22 protein-coding genes are annotated in these 25,087 nt (G+C 59.9%); 16 read left to right on the top strand and 6 right to left on the bottom strand.

All coding sequences use genetic code 11. The features are described from left to right. Nucleotides 1–13: 13 nt before the first annotated feature. Entirely contained in the window at nucleotides 14–2,857 is a 2,844-nt protein-coding gene (locus BLW36_RS04645) for a response regulator (protein WP_091385623.1), read from the bottom strand. Between the two features lie 151 nt (nucleotides 2,858–3,008). Here BLW36_RS04645 and cysM point away from each other — a divergent pair, with 151 nt between their 5' ends. The 3 genes from cysM to mazG are packed head-to-tail and all read left to right on the top strand — an operon-like array spanning nucleotide 3,009 to nucleotide 7,029. Continuing rightward, entirely contained in the window at nucleotides 3,009–3,902 is an 894-nt protein-coding gene (gene cysM / locus BLW36_RS04640) for a cysteine synthase CysM (RefSeq protein ID WP_091385621.1), read from the top strand. A 50-nt stretch (nucleotides 3,903–3,952) separates the two neighbouring features. After that, on the top strand, nucleotides 3,953–6,199 hold the full coding sequence (gene relA / locus BLW36_RS04635) for a GTP diphosphokinase (RefSeq protein WP_091385620.1): 2,247 nt from the start codon (nucleotides 3,953–3,955) through the stop codon (nucleotides 6,197–6,199). A gap of 17 nt (nucleotides 6,200–6,216) precedes the next feature. Beyond that, a complete protein-coding gene (gene mazG / locus BLW36_RS04630) occupies nucleotides 6,217–7,029 on the top strand; it encodes a nucleoside triphosphate pyrophosphohydrolase (RefSeq protein WP_091385617.1) in 813 nt (270 codons plus the stop codon). 17 nt (nucleotides 7,030–7,046) lie between these two features. Here mazG and BLW36_RS04625 read toward each other — a convergent pair whose 3' ends face one another. Continuing rightward, nucleotides 7,047–8,042 (bottom strand): 2-hydroxyacid dehydrogenase, encoded by a 996-nt coding sequence (locus tag BLW36_RS04625; protein WP_091385615.1) that lies wholly within the window; start codon nucleotides 8,040–8,042, stop codon nucleotides 7,047–7,049. A gap of 262 nt (nucleotides 8,043–8,304) precedes the next feature. Between BLW36_RS04625 and adk the strand changes: the two genes are divergently transcribed. From adk to BLW36_RS04575, 10 genes are all read left to right on the top strand, one after another. Then, the gene (gene adk, locus BLW36_RS04620) at nucleotides 8,305–8,958 is read left to right on the top strand and encodes an adenylate kinase (RefSeq protein ID WP_091385612.1); all 654 of its coding nucleotides are present in this window, start codon (nucleotides 8,305–8,307) and stop codon (nucleotides 8,956–8,958) included. A gap of 146 nt (nucleotides 8,959–9,104) precedes the next feature. Next, nucleotides 9,105–10,109: a ferrochelatase gene (gene hemH, locus BLW36_RS04615; protein WP_091385610.1), complete on the top strand. Its 1,005-nt coding sequence runs from the start codon at nucleotides 9,105–9,107 to the stop codon at nucleotides 10,107–10,109. A 289-nt stretch (nucleotides 10,110–10,398) separates the two neighbouring features. Then, entirely contained in the window at nucleotides 10,399–11,187 is a 789-nt protein-coding gene (locus BLW36_RS04610) for a hypothetical protein (protein WP_091385608.1), read from the top strand. A gap of 195 nt (nucleotides 11,188–11,382) precedes the next feature. Further along, nucleotides 11,383–12,084 (top strand): tRNA (adenosine(37)-N6)-threonylcarbamoyltransferase complex dimerization subunit type 1 TsaB, encoded by a 702-nt coding sequence (gene tsaB, locus BLW36_RS04605; protein WP_091385606.1) that lies wholly within the window; start codon nucleotides 11,383–11,385, stop codon nucleotides 12,082–12,084. A gap of 3 nt (nucleotides 12,085–12,087) precedes the next feature. Further along, on the top strand, nucleotides 12,088–12,885 hold the full coding sequence (locus tag BLW36_RS04600) for an undecaprenyl-diphosphate phosphatase (protein ID WP_091385604.1): 798 nt from the start codon (nucleotides 12,088–12,090) through the stop codon (nucleotides 12,883–12,885). Nucleotides 12,886–12,891: 6 nt separating this feature from the next. Next, nucleotides 12,892–13,773, top strand: a complete 882-nt coding sequence (locus tag BLW36_RS04595; protein ID WP_091385603.1) for an NAD(P)-dependent oxidoreductase — start codon at nucleotides 12,892–12,894, stop codon at nucleotides 13,771–13,773. Nucleotides 13,774–13,813: 40 nt separating this feature from the next. Continuing rightward, the gene (locus tag BLW36_RS04590; protein WP_091385602.1) at nucleotides 13,814–14,938 is read left to right on the top strand and encodes a tRNA-queuosine alpha-mannosyltransferase domain-containing protein; all 1,125 of its coding nucleotides are present in this window, start codon (nucleotides 13,814–13,816) and stop codon (nucleotides 14,936–14,938) included. A gap of 84 nt (nucleotides 14,939–15,022) precedes the next feature. After that, on the top strand, nucleotides 15,023–16,030 hold the full coding sequence (locus BLW36_RS04585; protein ID WP_091385600.1) for a tryptophan--tRNA ligase: 1,008 nt from the start codon (nucleotides 15,023–15,025) through the stop codon (nucleotides 16,028–16,030). 116 nt (nucleotides 16,031–16,146) lie between these two features. Continuing rightward, nucleotides 16,147–17,715 carry an AbgT family transporter gene (locus tag BLW36_RS04580; RefSeq protein ID WP_091385598.1) on the top strand — a complete coding sequence of 523 codons (1,569 nt, stop codon included), beginning with the start codon at nucleotides 16,147–16,149 and terminating at the stop codon, nucleotides 17,713–17,715. A gap of 79 nt (nucleotides 17,716–17,794) precedes the next feature. Beyond that, on the top strand, nucleotides 17,795–18,124 hold the full coding sequence (locus BLW36_RS04575) for a DMT family transporter (RefSeq protein WP_091385596.1): 330 nt from the start codon (nucleotides 17,795–17,797) through the stop codon (nucleotides 18,122–18,124). Here BLW36_RS04575 and BLW36_RS04570 read toward each other — a convergent pair. From BLW36_RS04570 to BLW36_RS04555, 4 genes are all read right to left on the bottom strand, one after another. Continuing rightward, on the bottom strand, nucleotides 18,121–18,591 hold the full coding sequence (locus tag BLW36_RS04570) for a GNAT family N-acetyltransferase (protein ID WP_091385594.1): 471 nt from the start codon (nucleotides 18,589–18,591) through the stop codon (nucleotides 18,121–18,123). The two genes, BLW36_RS04575 and BLW36_RS04570, sit on opposite strands and share 4 nt — an antisense overlap. A 72-nt stretch (nucleotides 18,592–18,663) precedes the next feature. After that, complete coding sequence (locus tag BLW36_RS04565) at nucleotides 18,664–19,671, bottom strand: mechanosensitive ion channel family protein (RefSeq protein WP_211567132.1); 1,008 nt, start codon at nucleotides 19,669–19,671, stop codon at nucleotides 18,664–18,666. A 304-nt stretch (nucleotides 19,672–19,975) separates the two neighbouring features. Further along, entirely contained in the window at nucleotides 19,976–20,818 is an 843-nt protein-coding gene (locus BLW36_RS04560; protein ID WP_170833116.1) for a carbonic anhydrase, read from the bottom strand. An 86-nt stretch (nucleotides 20,819–20,904) separates the two neighbouring features. Next, the gene (locus BLW36_RS04555) at nucleotides 20,905–21,606 is read right to left on the bottom strand and encodes an esterase/lipase family protein (protein ID WP_091385587.1); all 702 of its coding nucleotides are present in this window, start codon (nucleotides 21,604–21,606) and stop codon (nucleotides 20,905–20,907) included. A gap of 313 nt (nucleotides 21,607–21,919) precedes the next feature. Between BLW36_RS04555 and BLW36_RS04550 the strand changes: the two genes are divergently transcribed. Genes BLW36_RS04550 through BLW36_RS04540 form a run of 3 tightly spaced genes read left to right on the top strand, consistent with a single transcriptional unit; the run spans nucleotide 21,920 to nucleotide 25,072 of the window. Beyond that, entirely contained in the window at nucleotides 21,920–23,182 is a 1,263-nt protein-coding gene (locus BLW36_RS04550) for a hypothetical protein (RefSeq protein ID WP_139304816.1), read from the top strand. 26 nt (nucleotides 23,183–23,208) lie between these two features. Further along, a complete protein-coding gene (locus tag BLW36_RS04545; RefSeq protein WP_091385583.1) occupies nucleotides 23,209–23,628 on the top strand; it encodes an archease in 420 nt (139 codons plus the stop codon). Nucleotides 23,629–23,638: 10 nt separating this feature from the next. Further along, nucleotides 23,639–25,072 (top strand): RtcB family protein, encoded by a 1,434-nt coding sequence (locus BLW36_RS04540; protein ID WP_091385581.1) that lies wholly within the window; start codon nucleotides 23,639–23,641, stop codon nucleotides 25,070–25,072. Nucleotides 25,073–25,087 lie beyond the last annotated feature (15 nt).

Here is a 25,087-nt window from a genome sequence, read left to right as displayed (position 1 = left end):
CCGGCGCTCGCACTCAGCTTTCTGTTTCGGTTGCCTCCACCCCGAACAACGCGTCCATGTCCTGCTCCGACGCCCATTCGCGCAGCGCGCGGATTTCCCGCATAACTGCCTCTACGCTCTGGTCATTGATTTCCGCTGTGTCGCGATTCTGCAGCGGGCGCAACTCTTCCTGTAGTTTGCCGGTGGCTTCGCGCAGTCGCGGGACCCCGCAATAGCAGCAGCCGCCGTGCATCCGGTGGGCCAATTCGAACATGCCCTTGTGATCGCCGCTGCTGCGCAGCCGGTTCAATTCCTGTTCATCTGAAACCAGTCCCTTGATCAGCATCTGCATCATGTCCCGCGCCAGGCCGGCATCGTTGTTACTGAGGCTGACACTCTCCGCGACATCGACCAGCCGTAGACGCTCAAAACTGTAGTTATCGGGCATCGCTGGGGTCAGTATTTTCATCCAGCGCTTGATCATATGGGAGAGCTGGGCTTCGCTAACCGGCTTACTCAGGTAGTCGTCGAGGCCGGCGGAGAGCAGTCGCGCTTTCTCTTCGGCGCCGGCGTGCGCAGTCAGAGCAATAATTGGAATGCGCCGGCCGGTTTCCTGCTCGCGGATGCGTCGCGTGGCTTCGATACCGTCCATGCCGGGCATCTGAATGTCCATAAAAATCAGGTCGAAGTTTTCCTGCTGCCATAGTTCCAGCGCTTCCTCTCCGCTGGCGGCAATGACGGCCTCGATGCCCTGCGCGCGCAGCAGTTCACTGACCAGCAGGCGATTGGCTTCGTGATCGTCTACCGCCAGCACCCGCGGCGCCGCGGGCCAGGGCAGGGCCGGGTTAGCGCCGCCGGGCCGGCTTGGGGATTGTTGCGGTGCCACCCGCTTCAGCGCGCGCAAGAGGTTGTCGCGGGTGACGGGTTTGGCCAGGAACGTGAGCACGCGGGTGCGCAGCTGCTCGTAACAGCGACGTAGCTCCACCGGGGAGCCCTGGATGATCACCCGGCACTGGTAGGTGTCCACAAGGGACTGTACGGTGCTGATGAAATTGTCGAAGTCGCCTTGGGCGATGGCGGTGTCGATGATCACTGCATCGGAGAGGGCATCGTGGCGCCACATCTGCTCGACGGCCGGCTGCAGCGTATCGGCATCGGCCAGCTCGACGGCTTCCACCTGCCAGTGCTTGAGCAGCTGTGCCACCTGCATCCGAGTCATGCGATTCGGATCGGCAAGCAGCAGGCGGCAGCCGGGGAACTGTTCCCGTACCGACATGGTGCGATTGCGCTCCAGCAGCAGCGGCAGTAGTACCCAGAAGGTGCTGCCGCCACCGGCGGCCTCGTCGATACCGATACTGCCGCGCATGCGTTCCACCAGACTGCGGGCAATGGCCAGCCCGAGGCCGTTATTGCTGATTTGCTGGTTGTGCTGCTGCGTCTTGCTGACCAGTATCTGGTGCAGTTCCCGGCGGCTCAGTTCGTCGATTCGGTTGCCGAGATCGGTGACGCTGATGCGAATCATGAGCTCCGAGTCTTTGCTGCTCTGTACGCTCATGCGCACCGGAATATTGCCGTCCTCGGAGCTGCGCACCGCGTTGCCGACCAGGTTGGTCAGGATCTGCTTGATCCGCAGCGGATCGCCGACCAGCGTGCCGGGCAGCTGTGCGTCGATCAGTGGAACCAGTTCGAGTTGCTGTTCGTAGGCGAAGGGCGCCAAAATCTGCAGTGTTTCCTCCAGCAACTGGCCGAGATTCATCGGTATGTGATCTAGCACCAGGTTGCCGGACTCGATGCGGGAAAAGTCGAGAATATCGTTGATGGTGGTGAGCAGATTCTCGGACGAGCGCAGAATGGTTTGTAGATAGTCCTGCTGCAGTTCGTCGATGTCGGTTTTCAGCAGCAGGTTGGTGAAACCGATAATGCCGTTCAGTGGGGTGCGGATCTCGTGGCTGGTATTGGCGAGGAAGGTGGATTTGACCCTGCTCGCCTCCAGAGCTTTCTTGCGCGCCAGGTCCAGCTCGATGTTCTGTTCTTCCATGCTGTCCAGTGACTGGCGCAGGTCGTCCATCGACTGCATCAGGTTGGCTTTGTACTCCTGCTGATAGCTTGAGAGATTGCCAGCCATCTCGTTGATCTGCTCCGCCAGCCTGGCGAGCTCGCGGTTGTCGGTCTCTTCGGCGCGTTTGTTGAACTTGCCGCGGCCGATGGCTTCGAGGGTTTGTCCGAGTCTCATCAGGCTGTGGGCGAAGCGCTCGGACAGGAAGACCGACCAGATCAGTGCCGCCAGGGAACATATGATCAACCCGACCAGCCCGATCAGCACCACCTGGTAGGTGCCGACCAGAAAATAGGGGCGGTGCAGTTCTATCGCGATCCAGCAGGTGGTGACGTCGCTTTCCAGCGGTTGGAGTATCTGCAGGCTGTTGTTCCGCTCGAACACAAATGCTTCGTCGCCCCGCAGCAGTTCGCTGCTGATGGGGGTCTTCGGGCGCGGACCGACGCTGTCCAGCAGCCGCAGGCCTGTTTCCGGGTCCAGCGGACTGTTGGCGCTCGCCTCGGTGGAATAGATCTGCACCGAGCGCACCATGTCCTTTTCCAGCATCAGGGTCAGCAGGCTCCGGTGCAGCCACTGGAGGCGCAGCTCCAGAGGCTGGCCGCCGCTCAACTCGATTAGCTCCGCCAGCTGCTCCGCGCTGGCGCGGCCGTGGCTCAGCAACAGCTGGCGGCGGTCGTGCATTTGCTGGAGGGTGAACACGACGCCGAGGATCAATGCCAGTACCAGCGCAGGCGCCAGGGTAAAGCGGAACAGCAGCGCGCGCAGGGAGCGAAGGCGGGGCGGCGAATCCTGTGCCGGTTGCGGTAGCTTGGATACGGCCATGATGATGAACTGTTTGATTGGACTATTTTTGTCCGATTCTACCCCCGCTGGCAGAATATCGCACTAACTAACCGGTATATGGCCGAGGTTCGCAGGCGCTGGCGGGAAAGGTAGAATGGCGCCCCGCTTTTGGTCTGGACTTGGAAACCCTATGGATTACCCCACGATTGCCGACTGTGTCGGCAATACGCCGCTGGTACGGCTGCAGCGCCTGCCGGGCGAGACAAGCAATACGATTCTGCTCAAGCTGGAGGGGAACAATCCGGCCGGTTCGGTCAAGGACCGCCCGGCGCTGTCGATGATCAGTCGGGCCGAGGCTCGCGGCCAGATAGTGCCGGGTGATACCCTGATCGAGGCTACCAGCGGCAACACCGGTATTGCCCTGGCGATGGCGGCAGCGATCAAGGGTTACCGGATGATCCTGATCATGCCCGAGAGCGCCACCGATGAGCGCAAGGCGGCCATGACCGCTTACGGCGCCGAGCTGATCCTGGTCACCGCGGACGCGGGGATGGAGGGCGCGCGGGATCTGGCATTGCAAATGCAAGCCGAGGGAAAGGGGCTGGTCCTGAACCAGTTTGCCAACGACGACAATCCGCGCGCGCACTACGAGGGAACCGGCCCGGAGATCTGGCGCCAGACCGGTGGCCGCGTGACACACTTCGTGTCCTCGATGGGCACTACCGGGACCATCATGGGCTGCGGCCGCTATCTGAAGGAGCAGAATCCGCAGATACAGATCGTCGGTCTGCAGCCAACCGAGGGTTCCAGTATCCCCGGCATCCGCCGCTGGCCGGAGGCCTACCTGCCGAAGATTTTCGTACCCGAGGAGGTGGATCGGGTCATGGATATGGACCAACGTGAGGCGGAGGAAATGACCCGGCGGCTGGCGCGGGAAGAGGGCATTTTCTGCGGAGTGTCCTCCGGTGGGGCCGTGGCCGGGGCGTTGCGCCTGTCGGCGGAAGTTGAGAATGCGACTATCGTAGCCATCATCTGCGATCGGGGAGATCGCTACCTGTCATCCGGCCTGTTCGATAACGACTGAATAGGATGGCGCACTGAGCCATATGGCTCCCATTAGACCAATAAGTAGCAATGGTTCAAGTAAGAAAACACCACTCCGTCGGCGGCGATGGCGAACTGGATTTGGAATCCTGGCTTCGCCACGTGCAAACGCTGGCCGGACTCGACGGCGGTGCGCTGGTAACCCTGCGCCGCGCCGCAGAAGTCAGCGCCGAAGCGGAAAAGCGGGCGATCGCCGCGGAAAATATCTGGGCCGAGGGTGCCAGTAGCTTTGCCACCGGTCTGGAGATGGCCGAGATCCTCGCCGACCTGCAGATCGATGCCGAGGCATTGTGTGCGGCGGTGCTGTACCGCGCGGTGCGGGAAAAGCGTCTGCTGCTGAAAACCGTCGAAGAGGAGTTCGGCAAGACGGTTGCCAAGCTGATTCGCGGCGTGTTGCGCATGGCGGCAATTCGCAGCCGCAGCGCCGACACCGGTGGGGATAGCCGCAGTATTGCAGTCGAGGAACACTCGGAAAACATCCGCCGCATGCTGGTGGCTCTGGTAGACGATGTGCGCGTGGCACTGATCAAACTGGCGGAGCGAACCTGTGCCATTCGCGCGGCCAAGAATGCCGAGCCGGCCAAGCGCCGGCGCGTCGCGCGCGAAGTTGCCGACGTCTACGCCCCCCTGGCGCACCGGCTGGGTATCGGCCATATCAAGTGGGAACTCGAGGATCTCTCCTTCCGCTATCTGGAACCGAGCGACTATAAGCAGATTGCCAAATTGCTGGATGAAAAGCGGCTGGCGCGGCAGAAATACATCGACGAGGTACTCGACCTGCTGCGGGGCGAGCTGGCGCGGGCGGATATCCAGGGCGATGTCTATGGCCGCGCGAAACATATCTACAGTATCTGGCGCAAGATGCGCCGGAAGAACATCGGTTTTTCCCAGGTCTACGACATTCGCGCGGTGCGTATCCTGGTGCCGACGGTGCGCGACTGCTACGCGGTGCTGGGTATCGTGCACAATCTGTGGCGCAACATTCCGAATGAATTCGACGATTACATTGCCTCGCCCAAAGAGAATGGCTATCGCTCGCTGCACACAGCGGTGATCGGGCCGGAGCGCAAGGTGCTGGAGGTGCAGATTCGCACCTTTGCCATGCACGAGGAGGCGGAGTACGGCGTCTGTGCGCACTGGCGTTACAAGGGCACCGACCAGAAATCGGAAGGCCAGGACGGCTACGAACAGAAAATCTCCTGGTTGCGCCAGGTGCTCGACTGGCACGAGGAGGTGGGCGGCAACCCGCTGGAGGACGATCTGCAGTCCAGCGATGTCGATACCCGCATCTACGTCTTCACTCCCGACGGCCACGTGGTCGATCTGCCGCGCGGTGCCACGCCGCTGGACTTCGCCTACAAGATCCACACGGAAATCGGCCATCGCTGCCGCGGTGCCAAGGTGGACGGGCGCATAGTGCCGCTGAACCACGAATTGCAGACCGCCAACCAGGTTGAAATCCTGACCGGAAAGCGCGAGGCGCCGAGTCGCGACTGGCTCTCAGCGGGCATGGGCTATATCACCACTTCGCGTGCCCGCGCCAAGATCGTTCACTGGTTCAAGCAGCAGGCTCGGGATCAGAATATCGCCGATGGCCGCGGTATCCTCGACGGTGAATTCAAGCAGCTGGCACTGAGCGATTTTGATTTCGAAAAGCTGGCGGCGAAGCTGAACATGCACTCCCTGGAAGACCTCTATGCTGCGGTGGGGGCCGGGGATGTCGGCGTGGGTCAGGTGTTGAACGCGGCCCAGCGCATGGTGAAAGTCGATCATGTTGAACCGGTACCCTCTCTGACGGCGCCGGTGGCGCGTGGCGAGGGTAAGGCCGATGTCTACATCGACGGCGTCGGTAACCTGATGACCCATATCGCCCGCTGCTGTAACCCGGTGCCGGGCGACGACATCATGGGTTACATCACCCTCGGTCGCGGCGTTTCCATTCACCGCAAGGATTGCGCCAACATGCTGCGCATGCAGACGGAGGAATCCGAGCGGGTGTTGCAGGTGGAGTGGGCCAAGAAGCCCAAGGAGCTCTATGCCGTGGAAATCATGATCGAGGCCTATGATCGACACGGACTGCTGCGAGACATCACCACAATGCTGGATAGCCAGCGTATCAACATCACCGCCATGCAGACCCGCTCCAACAAACACAAGCACACGGTGGATATGGTGCTGACCGCTGAGATTCACAATTTCGAGGAGCTGAGCCGCGTGCTGCACCGGATCAACCAGCTGCCGAACGTGGCATCGGCGAAACGGCGGATACTGCACTGACAGGACAAGGAGACAGCGTGCAACAGCGGTATACAGTGGAAGATTTGCTGCATTTAATGGCGCAGCTGCGCAATCCGGATGGCGGCTGCCCCTGGGACCTCAAGCAGAGCTTCGCGACCATCGTCCCTTCGACCATCGAGGAGGCCTATGAGGTTGCCGAAGCCATCGAGGCGGAGGACTTCGAGCACCTGCACGAGGAACTGGGCGATCTGCTGTTCCAGGTCATTTTCTACGCCCAGCTCGGCGACGAAGTGGGGCACTTCGATTTCCACCGAATCGTCGACACGCTGGTGCGCAAGCTGGTGCGCCGCCACCCGCATGTGTTTCCCAGCGGCGATCTCTATGGCAACAGACGCACTGACGCCATCGATGAGGCAGAGGTCAAGACGAACTGGGAGGCCATCAAGGCGGCAGAGCGCGGTGCCAAGGGTGAGGCCGGCGCATTGGATGGGGTAGCGCTGGGGTTACCGGCACTGACCCGCGCTGCCAAGTTGCAGAAACGCGCTGCGCGGGTGGGTTTTGACTGGCCCAATATCGACGGTGTGCTGGCCAAGATCGAGGAAGAAATCGCCGAATTGCGTGAGGCCATTGCCGCGGGTAATCGCGAGCACGCCCGCGAGGAACTGGGTGATCTGCTGTTCTCCTGTGTCAATGCTGCGCGCCACCTGAAAGTCGATCCAGAAACGGCATTGCGCCACTGTAACCGCAAATTTGAGCGTCGCTTTAATGCGGTGGAAAGCGAGCTGAAAAGCCAGGGCCGCCAACCGGCGGATGCGAGTCTGGAGGAGCTGGATCAGCTCTGGGATAAGGCCAAGAACACCGAAGGCTAGCGCCGCCGTGAAGGCTGCTAAGGCGCAACCAACTGGTTGACGCACTGGCCGCTCTGTTCAAATTCCGTCACGTTGGAGAGGGTGCATTTGGCAATATTGGTGATGGCTTCGCGGGTAAAGTAGCCCTGGTGGCCAGTCACTATGACGTTGTTGAACGTGAGCAGGCGCGCAAACACATCGTCGCTGAGAACCGTATTGGAGTGATCTTCGAAGAACAGGTCCTCCTCCTCCTCGTAGACGTCCAGCCCCAGGTAACCGATTTTCCTTGATTTCAGTGCCCGAATGACCGCTGCGGTATCGATCACGGCACCCCGCGACGTATTGATCAGGCAGACGCCATCACGCATACCGGCGATGGCGGCATCGTCGATCAAATATTGTGTTTCCGGCAGCAGCGGGCAGTGCAGCGAAATGATGTCGGATTGGCGGCACAGGGTTGGCAGGGATACGTACTGCATGCCCAAGTCGCGGCAGCTACGGTTTTCCACCGGATCGACACCCAGCAACTGGCAGCCGAAGCCGTGCATGATCCGGGTAAAGACCGAACCAATCTTGCCGGTACCCACCACGCCGACGGTCTTGCCGTGCAGGTCAAAGCCCATCAGTCCATCGAGGGAAAAGTTGCCCTCGCGCACCCGCGCGTGGGCGCGCACAATGCGGCGAATCAGGCAGAGAATCATTGCCACGGCGTGTTCGGCCACCGCATAGGGGGAGTAGCCGGGGACATTGGCCACAACGATACCGAGCGCATTCGCTGCGTGAATATCCACGTGATTGAATCCGGCAGAGCGCAGCGCCAGCATCCGGGTACCCTGGTCGCGCATCTTTTTCAGCAGCGGTTCCTGCACCGGATCGTTGACGAACACACAGATCACCGGTGCCCCTTCACTCAGGATCAGTGTGTGCGCATCCAGGTGGGTATCGACATACAGCAGTTCGTGTCCGAACTGCCGGTTGTAGCGATCGAAATACTGCTTGTCATAGGCGCGCGCGTTGTAGATGGCGATCTTCATTGGCAGGTCATAATTCCGGCAGTCTTGCTATGACAAGGATAGCCGCTCGGTGTTAGCAGCCTCCGACACCGTAAATCCCGGCAGGCGGGCCTGCATACGCCGGCAAAGATCCTGTTTGGTGACCGTTTACCTCGGTTCGGTGTCCGCAAGCCCCGGCCGTGCAGGGCCCGCAACCTTGCCGAAACAGGGGTCTGAGTGTAAGGTAGCGCTCTTTTGGCGCGGCGGGCATTGGCACGTCGGCAGTATTGGAGGCTATCTGACTATGCGAATTATTCTGCTGGGGGCGCCGGGTGCCGGTAAGGGTACTCAGGCTCAGTTCATTACAGAGAAGTTCGGCATTCCGCAGATCTCCACCGGCGATATGCTGCGCGCTGCGGTGAAGGCGGGTACCCCTCTGGGTCTGCAGGCCAAGGACGTCATGGCCGCCGGCAAACTGGTATCGGATGACCTGATTATCGCCCTGGTAAAGGAGCGTATCGCCGAGCCTGACTGCGCCAACGGCTTCCTGTTCGACGGCTTTCCGCGCACCATTCCCCAAGCGCAGGCGCTGCTCGATGCCGATGTCGCTATCGATCACGTACTGGAAATTGCCGTAGACGATGAGGAGATCGTCAAGCGCCTGTCCGGCCGCCGTGTTCACGAAGGCTCCGGTCGCGTTTACCACGTTATTTACAATCCGCCCAAGCAGGAAGGCGTCGACGATGTCACCGGCGAGCCGCTGGTCCAGCGCAGTGACGATACCGAAGAGACTGTGCGCAACCGCCTGTCGGTCTACCACGAACAGACTGAGCCGCTGGTCGGTTTTTACCGTGAACTGGCGGAGCGCTCACCGGAAAGTGCACCCAAATACAGCAAAGTGCTGGGTATCGGCTCGATGGACGAGATCCGTGAAAAGGTTCTCGCCGCGCTGAGCTGATCTGCAGCTGGTAAAATTGCGTAAAAAGGCTCCCAAGTGGGAGCTTTTTTTATGTCCGCAGAAACAGGTTGCTGCCCCGTCGGGTTTAGCAGACCTATCCCATTGCAGTTACTATTTGCGGGCTCGAACCCCAAACAGGTCCAATTATGTCGACAGCGGTTATTTTGATGAATCTCGGAACGCCTGCGGAACCCACGGCGCCGGCGGTGAAAAGCTTTCTGCGCGACTTTCTTTCCGACCCGCGCGTAGTCGAAATTCCCCGTCCCCTGTGGCTGGCGATTTTGCACGGCCTGGTTTTGCCCCTGCGCCCGCGGCGCATCGCCCCGGCCTATGCGGAAATCTGGGGGCGCAGCGCGGACGGCGAGCCGGTGCAAGGGTCGCCACTGCTGTATTACACGCGCCGCCAGGCGGAACTGCTGCAGGAATACTTCGGTGAGCGGCGCCGGGATATCACCGTTGCCCATGCAGTGACCTATGGTAAGCCAGGCCTCGAATCGGTCGTCGACGGACTGCGTCGCGAAGGCTTTGAATCCTTTATCGTCTTTCCGCTCTATCCGCAGTATTCGGCCACTACTACCGCCGCGATATATGACCAGGTGGCGCAAATCTTCCGTAGCAGTCGCGATATACCGGATATCAGCGTGGTGAAGGACTACTACCAGAACTCTCACTATATTCGCGCCCTGGCGAGCTCTGTGCGCGATCACTGGGAAAAGCGTGGCCCGGCAGAGAAGTTATTACTGTCATTTCACGGCATTCCCAAAGCGAATATCAAAAAAGGTGATCCCTATTATCGGCAGTGCAGTGAAACTGCCGAGCATCTGGCCGCGGAGCTGGGGCTGCGCGCAGAGCAGTGGCAGGTCAGCTTTCAGTCGCGCTTCGGCAAGGCGGAGTGGCTGCAGCCGTATACGGATAAAACACTGATTGAGTGGGGTAAGCAGGGGGTTGCCAGTGTAGATGTGATTTGCCCGGCGTTTTCGGCCGATTGCCTCGAGACGCTGGAGGAAATCTCGGTAGAGAATCGCGCTAATTTTCTTAATGCCGGCGGCAAGGATTACCGATATATCCCCGCATTGAATTTACGTCGCGACCATATCGAGGCCTTGGCGGCGATTGTCGAGCAGAAACTCCCGGCTCAATCCGCGCGTTAATTGCCGGCATCAAACAATTACGTTTTCTCGGTCCAAAAAAACGCATGAGCTGTAGTTTTTGGCAAAAAATCATATTTTTTTATAAAAAGTTTCTCATTTTTCTCGTTTTTTCTTGCAAAGCGGGTTTTTTTTATTAACTTTGATACAGTTGCATTGATTTAAACGGTGCGACTTGCTGTGGAAACGATAAAGGCTGAGTCGTATTCAGCGCTTATTCGGCAGTAAAACGGCAATACCGCCAGCACACTTTCGGATGTACTTCTTCTTATCATCAGAGAGGAGACAAGGGATGGCACGAGTAGCGAAAAAGAAAGCGCGGGCCAAGCGCGCTGTGCGAGCAAAAGCTCCGGCAGGAGAATCACCAGTAGTAGCCAAGGCGCAAAAGGCTGTGGATGCAGCGACCAAGTCGCTGGATGCACAGCTTGACCGTGTCGCGAAGGCGCGCGCCCGAGTACAAAAAAGTAGTACTGCAGCCGCGAAACAATCACTGACCAACGCCAATGCCAAGGCAAAAGATTTACGCGCCAAGCTGGCATCCGCGAAGGTGGATCTGGCAAAAGCCAAGGCGATGGATGCGGTTCGTCAGGCCGAAGAGGCGGCGAAACAGAAAGTTGCCGATATGGCCGCCAGCCTTTCTGATAAAGCGGAAAAGGACTTTGAAGCGGCGAAGAAGGCTTTTGAGGCCCGCTGGAAGAAGGCTCGCAGCAAGGCCGATGCCAAGAAGGTAAAGGCGGCCGAGAAGAAAGCCGAAGCCAAGGTTAAGTCGGAGGCGAAAAAGGCTGCTGCAAAGGCCAAAGCACTAGAGAAGAAGGCGGCGGCCAAAGCCAAAGCTGAGGCGAAGAAGGCGGCGAAAAAGGCCAGCAAGAAGAAAACCGCGGCCAAAAAGGCCGGTCGGCCCAAGAAGGCTGCCGCCAAGAAAGCTGCGGCCAAGAAGAGCACGGCGAAGAAGGGCACTGTCAAGAAGTCGGCACGCCGTGGCCGGCCGAAGAAGACCGAGGACAAGCCTTCCGTGATAGGCAGGAAAACCGCAGCCAAGAAAGCCGCGGCCCGTCGCGGTCGCCCGCCGAAGAAGAAGTAGTTCGGCTGCTATACCGGCGGGGGAGCGCGGTTCACAGTCCCTTTCGCCGACAATCGAAAGCCCCGGTTCCCCGGGGCTTTTTTCGTTTGGTGTGGCCGCCGGGAAGGCGAAGCCATGGACTGCGGTGAATGCGCATGACTCTATCCGCCGACCGTGACACAATTCGCCCTCGCCAAGTAGCTGACCGAGTGTATTGTGAAGATTCTCGCCCTGGACACCACATCCGGAGCCTGCTCCGTCGCCCTGTACAGCGGGGGACAGATCTGCGAACAATTCGTGCGCGCCGAGCGGGATCATACCCGCCGCCTGTTACCCATGGTCGACCAGGTATTGGCCGAAGCGGGACTTAGCCTCGGCCAGCTGGATGCGCTGGCGGTCAGTCGCGGCCCCGGCTCATTCACCGGTTTGCGTATCGCCATCAGCTTTACCCAGGGACTCGCCTTTGCCGCGGACAAGCCGGTCGTACCGGTTTCCAGCCTCGCGGCCCTGGCTGCAGGCGCGCGCCGCTCCCACCCCGAATGGCGAGATGCGCCCATCGTTGCAATGCTGGATGCGCGCATGCAGCAGGTCTACTGGGGCATTTACGCCGCCGAGACGCCTAATGACAGCATGCTGCCGGAGGCGGTGCAGGATCCCGAACGCGTGGTGCAGCGGCTGCGTGAAGCCAGCCTATCCCAGCCGTTGTACGGGGCGGGCCCCGGCTGGCACTACCCGCCGTTCGCCGACGCCCCGGTTGCCGAATATGATCTGGAGTCGCCGATTCACGCGCGGGATATCGCCGAGTTGGCCCTGCCACTGTGGCAAAATGGCGCCGCCGTCGCCGCGGAGGCGCTCGAGCCACTCTATCTGCGCGATGAAATTACCTGGCAAAAACGACAGAAAATCCGCTCGAAGTAGTCCATGGAAATCATTCAAATCGTTATCCTGGCCCTGATTCAGGGGCTGACGGAATTCCTGCCGATCTCCAGTTCGGCGCACCTGATTCTGCCGAAGGAGGTTCTCGGCTGGCCCGACCAGGGGCTGGCATTCGACGTGGCAGTGCATTTCGGCTCGCTGCTGGCGGTTGTACTGTATTTCCGCAGCGAAGTCTGGGCGCTGTTGCGCGACGGCCTCGGCGGGCTGGTAAACGGCCGCTTTACCGATGACGGTCGCCTCGCCTGGCTTATCGTGCTGGCGACGATTCCCGCGGGCCTCGCCGGGCTTGTCTTCAAGGGTTTTATCGAAACGCACCTGCGCTCTGCTGCGGTGATCGCCGCCACCACTATCGGTTTCGGTATCGTGCTGTGGTGGGCGGATGTGCGCGGGGCGCGCACCCGGACACTGGCCCAGTTGAACTGGAAGAAGGCACTGCTGATCGGCGTCGCTCAGGCGCTGGCCCTGATACCGGGCACTTCCCGTTCCGGCATCACCATGACCGCGGGCCTGATGCTGGGCATGAAGCGCGAGGCGGCCGCCCGTTTTTCGTTTCTGATGTCCATTCCGGTAATCGCACTCAGCGCCATGCTGCTGACTTTCGATCTGCTGTCCCTGGATGCGGTGCCCTGGAATGACATACTGCTTGGCACGGTGCTGTCGTTTATCAGCGCTTATCTGTGTATTCACTTTTTCCTGCAATTTATCAGCCGCATCGGCATGGCGCCTTTTGCGATTTATCGCCTGCTGCTGGGTGCGGCGCTTATCTGGATGATCTGGGGGTAATCCGCTATGGCAACTGTCGCATTTCTCGGTCTCGGCGTAATGGGTTATCCAATGGCCGGCTACTTGTCCAAGGCCGGTCACAGCGTGCGTATCTACAACCGCACTGCCGGCCGTGCCGAACAGTGGTTGCAACACTATGCCGGCGAGTCGTTTGCGACCCCCGCCGAGGCTGCCAGTGGAGCCGAAATCGTGTTTGCCTGCGTCGGTAACGACAACGACCTGCGCGAAGTAGTCGCCGGTGAACAGGGGGCTTTTGTCGGCATGGCCGGTGGCAGCCTGTTTGTCGACCACACCACCGCCTCTGCCGATGTGGCGCGGGAGCTGGCGGCGATCGGCCGGGAAAAGGACATAGGCTTTCTCGATGCGCCGGTATCCGGTGGTCAGGCGGGCGCGGAGAACGGTGCCCTGACGGTGATGGTGGGCGGTGACGAGGCCGACTACCAGCGCGCGCTGCCGCTGATCGACTGCTATGCGCGCGCCGTCAATCTGCTCGGCCCGGTGGGCAGCGGCCAGCTGTGCAAGATGGTGAACCAGATCTGTATCGCCGGGGTGGTGCAGGGGCTGGCCGAGGGGTTGCATTTCGCCCGGGCCGCGGGCCTCGATGCTGAACAGGTGATTGATGTCATCTCCAAGGGCGCCGCGCAGAGCTGGCAGATGGAAAACCGCTATAAGACGATGCTGGCCGGCGAATATGAGCACGGCTTTGCGGTCGATTGGATGCGCAAGGATCTGGCCATCGTTCTGAACGAGGCCCAGCGCAATGGCGCCCTGCTGCCGGTGACCGCCCTGGTGGATCAGTTTTACAGTGAAGTTCAGGCGCTCGGCGGCGGTCGCTGGGATACGTCCAGCCTGTTCGCGCGGCTGACGAATGTGCGTTCTTTCGATTGATGCCGTTGCCGGCGCGCAGTCGCTGATTGATAGCTGATCTATGAAAGTACTGCTGTTATCCGCCTATGATGCCGACAGTCATAAGCGCTGGCGCCGCGGCCTGGTCGCGGCGATTCCGGACTGGCAGTGGACGGTACTGTCCCTGCCACCGCGCTATTTCAGCTGGCGCATTCGCGGCAACAGCCTGAGTTGGGGCAGGGGCGAGGCGGCTCAGACGCTGAACCAGCCCTGGGACCTGATCGTCGCCACCTCAATGACGGATCTGTCCGCCCTGCGCGGGCTGGTACCGCAGATTGCCAGCGTGCCCACCGCGGTCTACTTCCACGAAAACCAGTTTGCCTATCCACTGAGTACGGATGCCTACGAATCCGTGGAACCGCAACTGCTGAATATCTATACGGCGCTCGCCGGAGACCTGCTGCTGTTCAATTCGGACTACAACCGCCGCACCCTGCTCGAGGGCGCAGCGGAACTGTTGAAGCGTTTCCCCGACTGCGTGCCCCCGGGGCTCTGTGCGGAGATCGATCGCAAGTCCCACATCCTGCCGGTGCCACTGGAACAGACGGTATTCAGCCAGCCGGAAGCGCGGCCCGGGAAACCCACGTTTATCTGGAATCACCGCTGGGAGTACGACAAGGGGCCGGATATCCTGCTGGCAGCACTGCGCCGTTTCGCCCAGCACAAGCGCCCGTTCACGCTGCATGTCGTAGGGCAGCAGTTTCGCCGTCAGCCGGCGGAATTTGCCCAGATCCGCAAGCTGCTGCAAAAACACAATGCCCTCGGCGCCTGGGGCTATCAGCTCCATGTGGCGGATTACCGGCGGCTGTTGCGGCAGAGCCATGCCGTGCTGTCCACGGCGCGGCACGACTTTCAGGGGCTCGCAGTGCTGGAAGCGGTAGCGGCCCGCTGCCAGCCACTGGTGCCGGACAACCTGGCCTATCCCGAGTGGTTCGGGCGGATCGGATACCACTTTCCCGAGGACGTCGAGTCCTGTGCGGCGAACCTCAGCAAGGTCATGCTCAGGTGCGCCGAGCGGGTGGAGCGGGGCGAGTCCCTGACAGTGCCCGATGTCTCCGGGCTCAGCTGGCAGCAGCTCGCGGCAGAGTACCGCGAGCTGCTGGTAAAGCTCGCCAGCGGGAACTCGCCAGCCGGCATCCCGGCCTAGGCGAGGGCCCATACAATGCCCGGCGCGAAAAGGTTATTATTCGCCCTTCAACTCCAGATTTGCAGCACGGATTACGAAGGATTTATGACCAAGCAGCGCGTACTGACCGGCATCACCACCACCGGCACTCCCCATCTCGGCAACTACGTCGGCGCTATCCGCCCCGCGATTGCCGCGAGTCAGGAAGAAAACAACCAGTCTTTCTACTTTCTGGCCGACTACCACGCGCTGATCAAGTGTCAGGATCCGGAGCAGGTACACCAGTCCACCCTGGAGATCGCCGCCACCTGGCTGGCCCTCGGGCTGAAAACCGACAACGTGGTGTTTTATCGCCAGTCCGATATTCACGAGATTCCGGAACTGACCTGGCTGCTGACCTGCATGACCGCCAAGGGTCTGATGAATCGCGCCCACGCCTACAAGGCGGCGGTGGATGCCAATCGCGCCGACGGTGAGGACTCCGATTTCGGTATCACCATGGGACTGTACAGCTACCCGATCCTGATGGCGGCCGACATCCTGATGTTCAACGCCAACAAGGTGCCGGTGGGCAAGGATCAGGTGCAGCATATCGAAATGGCCCGGGATATCGCCCAGCGCTTCAATCACCACTACGGAGAGCACTTCGTATTGCCGGAAGCGGTAGTCGACGACCATGTCGCGGTACTGCAGGGCCTCGACGGCCGCAAGATGAGCAAGAGCTACGGCAATACCATTCCGCTGTTCCTGCCGGAGAAGCAGCTGAAGAAACATATCAACAAGATCAAGACCAACCTGCTGGAGCCGGGCGAGCCGAAGGATCCGGAAACCTCCACCGTGTTCCAGATCTGGCAGGCCTTCGCCACCAAGGATCAGACCGCGGAGATGCGCAAGGCGTTCGAGGACGGCATCGCCTGGGGCGAGGCCAAAAAGCAGTTGTTCGAGTTGATCAACGGCCAGATTGGCGAGGCGCGGGAGCGTTACAACGAGCTGTTGGCCAATCCGGCGCAGATCGAAGTGGAACTGGAGAAGGGCGCGGAGAAGGCCCGCGCCTACGCCGCGCCGTTTATCGACAAGCTGCGCCACGCAGTGGGAATCCGCAAGATCGGCTGATCACGGATCACGGATCACGGATCACGGATCACGGATCACGATCTGCAGGGAGCGCCGATCGGCCGCTCCCGGAAGCAAAATTAAAAGACAAAACTAATAACAACAGGGATAAAACAATGGAAAACATTCAAGCCAGTCCCGGCTCGGGTAATGACGGCGTCGCCAAAAGCGGCTGGATCAACCGGGCGCTGAACTTTATCGAGGTCGTGGGCAACCGCCTGCCGGATCCGGCAGTGTTGTTCCTGCTGCTGATGGTGGTTATCTGGGTGCTGTCGTGGCTGCTGTCCGGGGTCAGTTTCGACACCCTGCACCCGGCCACCGGTGAGGCGATTCAGGTGAACAACCTGCTTTCCGGCAGTGAGATGGCCCGCTTCCTGTCGGGCATGGTGACCACCTTTACCGGCTTCGCCCCGCTGGGGGTGGTGCTGGTGGCCATGCTCGGTGTCGGTGTGGCCGAACACAGTGGCTTTATCAATGCGGTATTGAAGAAACTGCTGGCGGTGACGCCGCAGATGCTGTTGACGCCGATGCTCATTTTAGTAGCAATCGTCAGCCACACGGCGGTGGACGCGGGCTATGTGCTGGTGATTCCGCTCGGCGGAGTCATTTTCTATGCCGCCGGCCGCCACCCGCTGGCCGGTATCGCCGCCGCCTTCGCCGGGGTTTCCGGCGGCTTCTCGGCGAACTTCGTGCCTTCCGCGATCGACCCGTTGCTGCAGGGCTTCACCCAGAGCGCGGCCCAGATCGTCGATCCAGCGGTGCAGCTGAACCCGCTGAACAACTGGTTCTTTACCTCCGCTTCCTGCCTGGTGATTACGCTGCTCGGCTGGTGGCTGACCGACAAAGTCATCGAACCGCGCCTGAAGAATGTCGCCATCGATGGTGACAAGGAAGATATGCCGGCGATACACGAGCTGGGCGGCCGCGAGAGGAAGGCCCTGTATCTGTCGGTGGCGGTGATGGTTGCAGGCATCGTCGGGCTGGTGGCCTGGATGCTGCCGGAGACGTCCGCGCTGCGAGATGCCGAAGGCCAGCTGGCTTCGTTTACGGCACCGGCGATGAAGTCCATCGTGCCGCTGATCTTCCTGATGTTCATTATTCCCGGTGTGGTATTCGGCTACGCCGCGGGCACATTTAACAAGAGCAAGGACGTTATCGATGCGATGTCGAAGACCATGGGTTCCATGGCCTACTACATCGTGATGGCGTTTTTCTGCGCGCTGTTTATCTCCGAGTTTGCCCGCTCCGGCCTCGGCACGCTGCTGTCCGTCGAGGGTGGCAACCTGCTGGCGGCGATGGACCTGCCCGGCCCGGTGACCCTGATGGGCATTATCCTGCTGGTGGGCTTTGTCAATCTGTTCGTGGGATCCGCCTCCGCCAAGTGGGCCCTGCTGGCACCGATTTTCGTGCCGATGCTGATGCAGATTGGCTTCTCTCCGGACCTGACCCAGGCCGCATACCGTGTGGGTGATTCCTCCACCAATATCATCACGCCGCTGATGCCATATTTCCCGCTGGTGGTCGTCTACTGCCAGCGCTATGTAAAAGGCACAGGCATCGGCACGCTGGTATCGATGATGCTGCCGTATTCACTGGTGTTCCTGCTGTGCTGGTCGGTGTTCCTGGTGATCTACTGGTCATTGGGAATTCCGCTGGGGTTACAGGCCAGTTACACCTATCCCTGATTTGTAGGGAATAACCTGCGTACAAACGGGGGCAGTCATCAGCCCCCGTTTTTGCTTCAGAATCCAGTCGAGTCAATCTATGGCCTACCTGTATCTCGCCATTGCCATCGTTGCCGAAGTCGTGGGCACCACGGCACTGAAAGCGTCGGAACAATTCACCAGACCGCTGCCGACACTGATTGTCGCGGTGGGTTACGGGATCGCGTTTTACATGCTGACGCTGGTGTTGCGCACCCTCCCGGTGGGGATCGCCTATGCGATCTGGTCCGGGCTGGGCGTCGTACTGGTCACGCTGGTGGGGATGGCTGTCTACCGTGAGGTGCCGGACCTGCCGGCTATTATCGGCATCGGGCTGATTATCATCGGCGTAATAGTGATCAATCTGTTTTCACAGTCCGTCGCCCACTAGCCGATGGATTGTGGCGGTCGCAGCATTTCGATATGGGGGATGCCGTCCTCGTCGTAGACTTCGGAACACTGGATGAAGCCGAACTCGCCGTAAAACTTCTGCAGATGCTGCTGCGCCGAGATACGAATGGCCGAGTCCGGGAATGGGGACCGCAGCTCGTTCAGAACGCGGCGCATAAGCTCCCGGCCTAACCCGGTGCCCCGCGCTGAAGCGGCGGTGAGTACGCGGCCGATAGAGGGCTCGTCAAACTTCTGGCCGGGATCGACCACCCGCAGGTAGGCCTGTAGCTGGGGGTGCGGAGCGCGGCCACTCCAGCCGCACAGATGCCAGGCGCAGCTATCCTTGCCATCGGCATCCTGGTAGGCGCAGTCCTGTTCCACCGCGAATACCTCTTGCCGCACGCGCAGGATTTCGTAGAGCTGGTGAATGTCCAGATCCTCGAATCGCCGCCACTGCCAGTCAATCATCGTTAGCCAAACTCATGCAAAGAAAGCCGCCAGCGAGAATAGCGCGTTGTCGGCCTGTATTGAAAGGGCCCGCTACTGCCGGTCGGTCCTGGCTTTCCAGCGCGGTTTCGTGGAGCCCTCGGCCGGCGCCGGCCAGCCCTCCCGCTGGCGGCCGCGGTCGCCGTCGTCCTCTTCGGTCTGGTCGTGGAGCAGCTGCACACAGGTTTCGAAGGGCATATCGATGTGCGCCTCGTCCAGAGCCAGTTTGATGGCGCGCACCACCGCCGAGCCGATATGGTTGGCGTCGGTCTGGCGGCTCTTCGTCCACCAGCGCACGCGTATGGTGACCCAACTGGCAGCCAGCTCCCAGGGGAGTGCCTCGACCGGCGGTTTATTCTGCACGCCGTCAACCTTGCGCACGGCGCCTTCCAGCACCTCGCAGGCGCGGTCGATATCGTCGCCATAGCCGATGCCGACGTCGTATTCACTGCGGCGCAGGGGATGCGCGGTCTTTACCACCACGGCGGTGGTGTAGATATCGCTGTTGGGTATCACCACCCGCTGGCCGTCGAAGGTGCGGATCAGCGTGGCGCGGTTCTCGATCTTCTTGACCGTGCCCTCGTACTCCCCGACGCGGATCTGGTCGTTGACGTGAAAGGGCTCCTTGAGCAGGATCAACAGGCCGGCGAGCCAGTTCTGCAGTATGTCCTTGAAGGCGAAGCCGAAGGCGACGGAGCCGATCCCCAGCCCGGCGACCAGGTCGCCCGGCTTCAGCGTGGGCATGACGATTGTCGCAGCCAGCAGACAGCCGATACCGAACAGTACCCATTTCACCAACCCGCCGAGAACCTCGCCAAGATTCTCCCGTTTACGCCGTGTCAGGTGCCGCTGCGCGAGGTAAGCGAAGAAGACACCCAACAGGTAGAACAACAGGATGACCAACAGGGCGGCAAGGATATTGGGAAAGTGTTGCACGCCATCGGCGATCCAGCTGTCCACCTTGTCGAGCGCCGTACCCAGACTGCGGTCAACTTGCTTCGGGAGCTCCTTGATCGCCTCCTTACTCTCTTCCTGCGCTGCCATCAGACGTTGTACCGGCATCTGTCACTATCCTGTTGGCCGGATGATCCAGTCTGGAATCCGCTGCTCTCTCAGTGCAGTTTAGCCGTCCGGAATTGGAGCCCTAAAAGCGATACGGCCGAATATGGAGCCAGACACTGAGCGAAGCGCCGGGCAGCCGACGAGGGCGACGACCCGGCTGTCGCGCGAGTCATTCCGACAGAAAGTGTTTGAATGGGAACTGGATGGTGACACCGACTGCGGCAATCACATGGCCTGACTCGGGCAGCCCGAATCAAGCCCGGCGCGGACCGCGGGCCGCGTCGGCAAATAGTGACTGCAGTGCTCAGGGCGTAGAGTCTTTAAGTAGCGGCCGTCCATTCCTGGGCTGTACCGGCCGATTATTCTTGCCAGTCGCCATGGTGAGGCGATCCAGTTGGGCGGAGGATAGTTCGATAGGCTCGCTCATCACCGTCCACTTCACCCCCTCCGTGCACGGCGGTGTCGTGAGGGACCCGACATAGCGATAGCTGGTCCGCTGGCGGGGCAACAGCGCGTTCACGTCAATATGTTTACCGGTATTTACCGGCCCGGAATTTTTTTCTGGGGCGGCGCTGATGATGGGTGCAAGAGCGGGGTTGGCACTACCCGTTTCCAGCAGGACGCCCACCACGGCGAGGCTGCCATCCGCATGCTTGTGCACGAGGTGGAGTTCACCGTCAGACAATTTTCCGTCAACTCGGTGCTCGCTGGGTGTGTGAAAATAGAGCTGCTGCAGGTCGTAGCGCTGCCCATCAAGCGTCATGTGGCTACCGGGAGGGACGGGTACCTGAACCCTGTGGCCATTATTGGACAGGCTCAGTGGCACTTTACTGTAGTGAAAATCTATATTGGCAATGGCCTTGGTAGTGGCGCCTTTAAGATCTATGGGAGATTGTCTCTGGCCGCTGCCACATACGGTGTACTCAGCGTCCAGTTCCGCCCAGTGAGCGGGACCCGTTTCGCCTGCATAGCTCCAATTGCTTTTGCTTTCAGGGGGATCCACCGCCGTACTGGCGCTGGCAACGCCAAACAGCAGGGCCTGAGTGGCTGCCAGTAGGGCGCCCAACAGGGCAGCAGGTACTCGTTGACAAGCCATAATCCCATCTCGCGAGATCTGAAAGACGTGCTGCTGAGTGTAGTAGTCCACAGCAGCCATTCCAAACAGGTCGAAAATGCGGGCCGCGCTGAACTAGTGGTCTGCCATTAATCAGTTGTCGCGGTGACCGCAGCGCTTTACTGCTGTTCGCGCTGGAAGGATCCGTGGCGAAGGTAGTGAATGACCTGGGCGATAACCTTGTCATTTTTCATCATAAAGACATGGGTCACCGGCATTGTCAGGTGATCATTCATACCCTCGAGTTTGGTGCTATCCACCGAAACCTTGCCGTCATCGTTGTCGGGGATCAGCTGGGAGAGTATCAGGTTGATACTGCGCGTGCCGGCGATAATGCCGACATCGAAATTGGCGGCGCCGAGTTTGTTGGGGACACTCATTTCCCCAGTGCCGAGCTGCAGACCCGCATCGCCAAAGACAAAATGGAAACCGGGAAAGTCACCGAGGTTGTCCACTACCTCACTGCCGTGATTTGGCGGGCCCAGCATCACTACGCGGTTCAGGTTATCGATCGATACCCGGCTCAGGTATTGCCGCACCAGGATGCCACCCATGGAATGGGTGACGAAATTTATCTCGTTGTGACCTGCGCATTTATCCAGTGCCGGGGCTATGGCCCTGCCGGCCAGCTGTTCGATAGGGAAGTCGGTAGACGGGTAACCGGTATTCACGGTGGTGAATCCGGCCGCCGCAATATTCTTTTCCAGCTCACTCATCGAGGATTCAGACTTGCCCAGGCCGTGTAGCAGGATAACGCATGCCGATTGCGCACTGGCAGTCAGAGGAACTGCGGCAAACAGTAGCGGGAAAAGCCACTTCATAAGCGATTCACGGTTGTCTTAGGGGTGTTTGATTCTACGCGCAGCGGTACGAAATAGAAAATGGGCGGCGCTCTACCTGAACTGAATTATTAACGGACTGGTCGGGGTATTTACTTACTGCGTTGCGATACTGTCGTTGAGCGAAATATTTAGCGCTTTACATAAACGTCCTTTGAACTAAATTCCGATAGAGAAATTCCTAAGCCATTAGCCGCAAAAATCCTTCCCGACCCGGATGAAGTAAAAAGTGAATCCTTCGAACCCGGAGCGCAATTGTATGGTCTCGCGCCGAATAACTGTCTTGCTGCTGATTATGCTGTCAGCGATCTCCATCGGTGCACAGGCGATACCTGAGTTTGCCCGGACCTATGAGCTCAGTTGCGCAGCTTGCCACTCCGCTTTCCCAAAACTGAACGCATTTGGTGAACATTTTGCCGCCAGTAATTACAAACTGCCGAACTGGCGCGAGAAGACGCTCGATATCGATGACAAGTATCTGGCACTTCCCGACCATGTGCCATTGGCTGTTCGCGCACAGGCGTATATCCAGGGGCGTTCGGCAGAATTTGTTGACACGATCAGCGGCGAAACCATTGAGGCGAATAGCGATTTTCAGTCCCCTTATCTGGTCAAGCTGCTGTCCAGTGCGCCGCTCAGTGAGCATCTGACGTATTACTTCTACGGCATTTTCGCCGAAAAGGGTGAGAACGGCAGCGTGGTCATCGAGGACGCCTGGATTCGTTATGACGATGTCGCCTGTACCCAGGTTGGCTTTCAGTTGGGGCAGTTCCAGGTTTCGGACCTGATGTTTCCGCGGGAACTGCGCCTGACATTTCAGGACTATATGGTCTACCGCATGGCCAATGTCACCTATCAGCGCGGCATGCTGCTGGATCGGGAGTTTGGCCCGGTTTCAATGGCGCTCGGTTTGGTCAACGGCAATGGTATCGAGGAGAGCTTCAATATCAACAGCCCCGGCTACCGGCGTCCGGACCGCCTGTTCGACAACAACAATTCGAAGAACCTGTTCGGTCGCCTGGGAGCGGAGATCGGTCCGGTGACGCTGGGATTATTCGGTCTGTCCGGCAAGCAGGACAGCGCCACCGGTCCGGCGGGGCTGGAGATCGGTGATCGGGATTCCGATGTGCGGATATCGGGCGTCGATCTGTCCGGCAGTATCGCCAGCAACACCAGCTGGTTTGTGCAGTATCTGTGGAACCGCTGGGACGACTTCCTGCAGCCCGGTCCTGAAGACAATTTTCCGCTGCGCAGCAGAGATTACGACTGGAGTGGCGGCTTTCTCGGTGTCGACTATACCCCGGGTGAAAAGTGGGCGCTATCGGCGCTCTACAACTACGCCGATGCCGGTGACCTGGACGATACCGATACGATCTATGAAGGGATAGATATCAATACTTTGACGCTGACAGCCTCCTATTACTTTATGCGCAATGCCAAGGGCATTATCGAGGTGAACTTTGACTTCCTCGATAAGGAGAAGCAGAGCGGTCTCTATTACACCGGCCACCTGACCAAGGAGTATTACCTGCTGCTGGGATTCGATGTGGCCTTCTGAATACGGACTGTGCGGTTGATTGGCCTATGGAGCCCCATTGGGAACATTTCAGTCACGAGGCGGATATGGGCCTGCGCGGTTTCGGCGACACACTGGCGCAGGCGTTCGAGCAGGTGGCGCTGGCACTGACGGCAACGGTTACCGAGCTTGGGCTGGTGACACCACAGCGATGCGTGGATATCGAGTGTGAGGGCAGCGATCAGGAATTGCTGCTGGTGGATTGGTTGAACGCCCTGGTATTCGAAATGGCTACCCGCCGGATGCTGTTTTCACGCTTTACCGTAAAGCTTGTCGATCACCGGCTGATTGGCAAAGCCTGGGGCGAAGCGGTGGATCGGCAGCGGCACAGCCCCGCGGTGGAAGTGAAGGGCGCGACCTACACGGCGTTGAAGGTGGCGCAACAAGAAAATGGCGGCTGGCTGGCCCAGTGCGTGGTCGACGTATGAGTGAATCGAGATGAGCGACGAATACCCCCTGCAGAGAGAATCCGAATACAGCTGGCGCATAGACCCGTTCGGCAAGATGCGTGTGCCCGGAATTATCTACGCCGATGAAAACCTGATCAGGGACATGGATAACAAGGTGTTCGAACAGCTGTGCAATGTGGCCGGTCTGCCGGGGATAGTACAGGCGGCCTATGCGATGCCTGACGCCCACTGGGGCTACGGTTTTCCGATCGGCGGCGTGGCAGCCTTTGACGCCGAACAGGACGGGGTGGTTTCTGCCGGCGGCGTTGGTTTCGATATCTCCTGTGGCGTGCGCGCGCTGCGCACGGGACTCACCATCGAAGACATAGAACCCGTCAAAAAACAGCTGGCAGATGCGCTGTTTAAAAACATTCCCGTGGGTGTCGGCAGTACCGGGCGCATTCACCTGAACGACAAGGGCATGACCGCGATGCTGCGCGGTGGCGCGCGCTGGGCGGTGGAACAGGGTTTCGGCAATGCGGAAGACCTGCAGCACATCGAGGAGAAAGGCTGCATGGCCGGGGCGGTTCCGGAGGAAGTGTCTGCGCGGGCGCGCAAGCGCCAGCAGGATGAGATGGGCACCCTCGGTTCCGGTAATCACTACCTGGAAGTCCAGCGGGTGGCGGAGATTTACGACCAGCGTATCGCCACCGCCTTCGGCTTGCGGGAGAACGACGCGATAGTGTTTATCCACTGCGGCTCCCGCGGCCTGGGCCACCAGATCGGCACCGAGTTCCTGAAATACATGGTGCTGGAGGCCAGCAAGCACGGCATAGAACTGCCGGACCGTGAACTGGCCTGTGCGCCGATCAACTCCGAACTGGGGCAGGCCTACCTCGGTGCCATGCGCGCGGGCATCAACTGCGCACTCGCCAACCGCCAGATCATCACGCACCTGACGCGGCAGGTATTTGCCGACGTGTTACCGCAAGCGGATCTGACGCTGATTTTCGATGTGTCCCACAATACCTGCAAGGTGGAAACCCATCAGGTCGAAGGCAGAAAACGCAAATTATACGTGCATCGCAAGGGTGCCACGCGCGCCTTCGGCCCCGGCCACCCCGATCTTCCGGAGACGCTGCGGGCGATCGGGCAGCCGGTCTTGATCGGCGGTTCCATGGGCACCGAATCCCATATTCTCGCCGGTACCGAACAAGGCACGGAGCTGTCCTTCAACTCTGCCTGTCACGGCGCCGGCCGCGCCATGAGCCGCCACCAGGCCACCAAGTTGTGGAGAGGGCGTTCGGTGGTGGATGAACTGGCGGACCGCGGCATCATCATCCGCAGCCCGTCCATGCGCGGCGTTGCCGAGGAGGCGCCCGGCGCCTACAAGGACGTGCGCGCGGTGGTGGATGCCGCGGAAAAAGCGGGCCTCGCCCGCAAAGTGGCGCGGGTTGAGCCACATGTATGTATCAAGGGCTGATGGGCAGCTTGTTAC

It is taken from the genome of Microbulbifer marinus (genome assembly GCF_900107725.1).
GTDB lineage: Bacteria > Pseudomonadota > Gammaproteobacteria > Pseudomonadales > Cellvibrionaceae > Microbulbifer > Microbulbifer marinus.
The sequence above is the reverse complement of the archived record's forward strand: the minus strand, read 5'-3'. Positions and strand labels throughout refer to the sequence as shown.